Here is a 3,021-nt window from a genome sequence, read left to right as displayed (position 1 = left end):
GTTTTATTGGTATAATTTGTGCAAGAATGATTCGTGGTGGAATCATTTTGCTGAAGCCATGTCCGGAAACGCAAACAGCAGATAGTTACGATGAACCACTCAACCGAACCTGAATCTTTAGAACCTTTCAAGCCGGAATCCGCCCGGGGAGAAGCTTTTTTTGAGACCCGGGGCATGCGCGTGCTGGTGTCGTTGCGGCGCATTATCCGCGCGGTGGACATCCACTCCCGCCGCCTTTTTTCCACTTTTCACATCACGGTTCCCCAACTGATGTGCCTGATGGCCATTGTGAGAAATGGACCCATGAACCTCAAGAACCTGGCCGCGACGGTTGCCCTGGGCCAGTCCACGGTCAACGGCATCGTGGACCGCCTGGAAGCCCGTGGCCTGGCCAGGCGGGAACGCAGCGGTGCGGACCGGCGTCACGTGTTTGTTTCAGCCACGCCCGAGGCCGTTAAACTGACCCGCAGCGCCCCTCCCCTGCTGTTGCAGGAACGCCTGGCCCACGAGTTGCAACGGCTGCCGGAAAAAGAGCAGTCGGCGATTGCCGCTTCCCTGGAGCGGATCGTTGAGATGATGGGCGCCGGCCACCTGGAGCCTTCTCCCATACTGTCACCGGGAGAAGAGGGCGGCCGGGGAAAAAAAGAATTCACCGAAGACCCGGATTATGCATACAAGGAGTCAAGATGACCAAGCTATCACCCAGACAAAAAGCCATATCCGCCTCGATCGATGAAAAGGCCACCCTGCAGCAGTGGCGCGACTGGAAATGGCAGCTGAAACATTCCGTGCGCGACCTGGAAACCTTTGAAAAGCTGCTGGGAGTAGAGTTTCCGAAAACGGATCGCAAGAAGATCGTAAAAACCCTGGAAAAGTTCCCCCTCTCCATTACCCCGTACTACCTGTCCCTGATCGATACCGACAATCTCGAGTTCGATCCCGTGGCGCGCCAGGCGTTTCCCAACCCGGCCGAACTCGTCATGTCCAAACACGATATGTGCGACCCCCTGCACGAAGACAAGGACAGCCCGGTGCCGGGCATCACCCACCGCTACCCCGACCGCGTGCTGTTCCTGGTGTCCAACATGTGTTCCATGTACTGCCGCCACTGCACGCGCAAGCGGCGCGTGGGCGACGTGGACCACATTCCCGACGATGACATCATCCGCCAGGGCCTGGACTATATCCGCAAAACGCCGCGGGTACGGGACGTGCTGCTTTCCGGCGGAGATCCCTTTCTCCTGTCGGATGAACGCCTCGACTGGATTTTGTCGGAACTGGACGCCATAGACACGGTTGAAGTGGTGCGCATCGGCACGCGCACGCCGGTGGTTCTGCCCTACCGCATCACCGACGACCTGGTCAACATGTTGAAAAAACACCACCCCGTATGGGTCAACACCCATTTCAACCATCCCCGCGAAAGCACCCACTCTTCGCGCACCGCCCTGGCCAAGCTGGCCGACGCCGGTATTCCCCTGGGCAATCAGTCGGTGTTGCTGGCCGGGGTCAACGACTGCCCGCGCATCATGCGCGCCCTGGTTCACAAGCTGGTCATGAACCGCGTGCGGCCCTATTACCTGTACCAGTGCGATTTGGCCGAAGGGCTCTCCCACTTCCGCACCCCGGTGGGCAAAGGCATCGAAATCCTGGAGAGCCTGATCGGACACACCAGCGGTTTCTGCGTGCCCACATACGTGATCGACGCCCCGGGCGGCGGGGGAAAAATTCCCGTCATGCCCAACTACCTGATCTCCTGGTCAACCAACAAGGTGATCCTGCGCAACTACGAGGGCGTGATCACTTCTTACAAGGAACCGGACTCTTACGAGCCCGTGTTCTGTGATCGCAACTGTGAAAACTGCGACCTGCTGCTGTCACTCGAGGACGCGGACGAGTGGAAAGCCGTGGGCATTGAAAAGCTTTTGGCCGAATACGACGATACCATCTCGTTGGTGCCCTCGGGCAGTGACCGTCACAAACGGAGAAACGACGAGTGAGTTGGATCGATTACCTGATTTTTGCTCTCTACATGTTTGGTGTGCTGGGCATCGGCGCCTATCACTATTTCCGCAACAAGAACAGCGAAGATTACTATGTGGGTTCGCGCTCCATCACGGCGCACCACGTGGGCCTGTCTATTGTGGCAACCGACGTGGGGGGCGGATTTTCCATCGGCCTGGGCGGCGTGGGGTTTGTGATGGGGCTGGCCGGCACCTGGCTGCTCTTTACCGGCCTGGTGGGGGCCTGGATTACCGCCGTATTCCTGATTCCGCGCATTAAGAAGGTAGACCGCAAAGAAGGCATGATGACCTTCCCCGATTTCCTGCGCTGGCGCTACAACGACCGCGTGGCCCTGGTCGCCGCCCTGGTATCGGGCATCGGTTACCTGGGGTTTACCGGGGGACAGATTCTGGCGGGCGCCAAGTTGGCGGCGGCAACCATTATTCCACGCGCGCCCTGGGGCATGGAGCCGATTCAATTCGCCCTGATCGTGATCGCCGCGGTCACCATCATCTACACTGTCATCGGCGGCCTGAAAGCGGTGATCTACACCGATACCATTCAATGGGCGCTGCTGCTCACCGGCCTGATCGTGTTCACCATTCCCCTGGCCCTGCACAAGGTGGGCGGCATCTCCGGCCTGCGGCACAGCCTGGGGCCGGAGGCCTTTCACCTGGGAAACATCAGTTTCACCCGGTTTTTTAACTGGATGGTCACGATTATTCCCATCTGGATCATCGCCATGACGTTGTACCAGCGCATGTTCGCCTGCCGCAATGAAAAGGAAGCCCGCCGCGCCTGGTACATCGCCGGGGTTTTTGAATACCCGGTGATGGCGTTTGCCGGGGTAATCCTGGGCATGTGCGCGCGTGTACTCTTTCCCCTGGTGGAGCCGGAGATGGGCATGCCCATGATGATCAAGACCGCCCTGCCGGCGGGAGTAACCGGGATTGTGATCGCCGCCTACTTTTCCGCCATCATGTCCACCGCGGACAGTTGCATGATGGCCTCATCCGG

3 protein-coding genes are annotated in these 3,021 nt (G+C 59.0%); all 3 read left to right on the top strand.

Annotated elements, in window-relative coordinates; all coding sequences use genetic code 11:
- The first annotated feature begins 90 nt into the window (after nucleotides 1-90).
- The gene (locus ENN40_01245) at nucleotides 91-690 is read left to right on the top strand and encodes a MarR family transcriptional regulator (protein ID HDP93968.1); all 600 of its coding nucleotides are present in this window, start codon (nucleotides 91-93) and stop codon (nucleotides 688-690) included.
- A complete protein-coding gene (ablA, locus tag ENN40_01240; GenBank protein HDP93967.1) occupies nucleotides 687-2,000 on the top strand; it encodes a lysine 2,3-aminomutase in 1,314 nt (437 codons plus the stop codon). Before ENN40_01245 ends, ablA begins: the two co-directional genes overlap by 4 nt.
- Nucleotides 1,997-3,021 (top strand): sodium:solute symporter family protein (locus ENN40_01235; GenBank protein HDP93966.1); only part of this gene is annotated, 1,025 nt, incomplete at its 3' end. The genes ablA and ENN40_01235, both read left to right, overlap by 4 nt.

The sequence above is a fragment of the Candidatus Aminicenantes bacterium genome (assembly GCA_011049425.1).
GTDB lineage: Bacteria > Acidobacteriota > Aminicenantia > UBA2199 > UBA2199 > UBA876.
This window is presented reverse-complemented; position numbering and strand designations above follow the sequence as displayed.

What these genes read in the sequence shown, in the direction of transcription:
- ENN40_01245 (HDP93968.1), top strand. Translation starts at nt 91, where the DNA reads ATGAACCACTCAACCGAACCTGAATCTTTAGAACCTTTCAAGCCGGAA.
- ablA (HDP93967.1), top strand. Translation starts at nt 687, where the DNA reads ATGACCAAGCTATCACCCAGACAAAAAGCCATATCCGCCTCGATCGAT.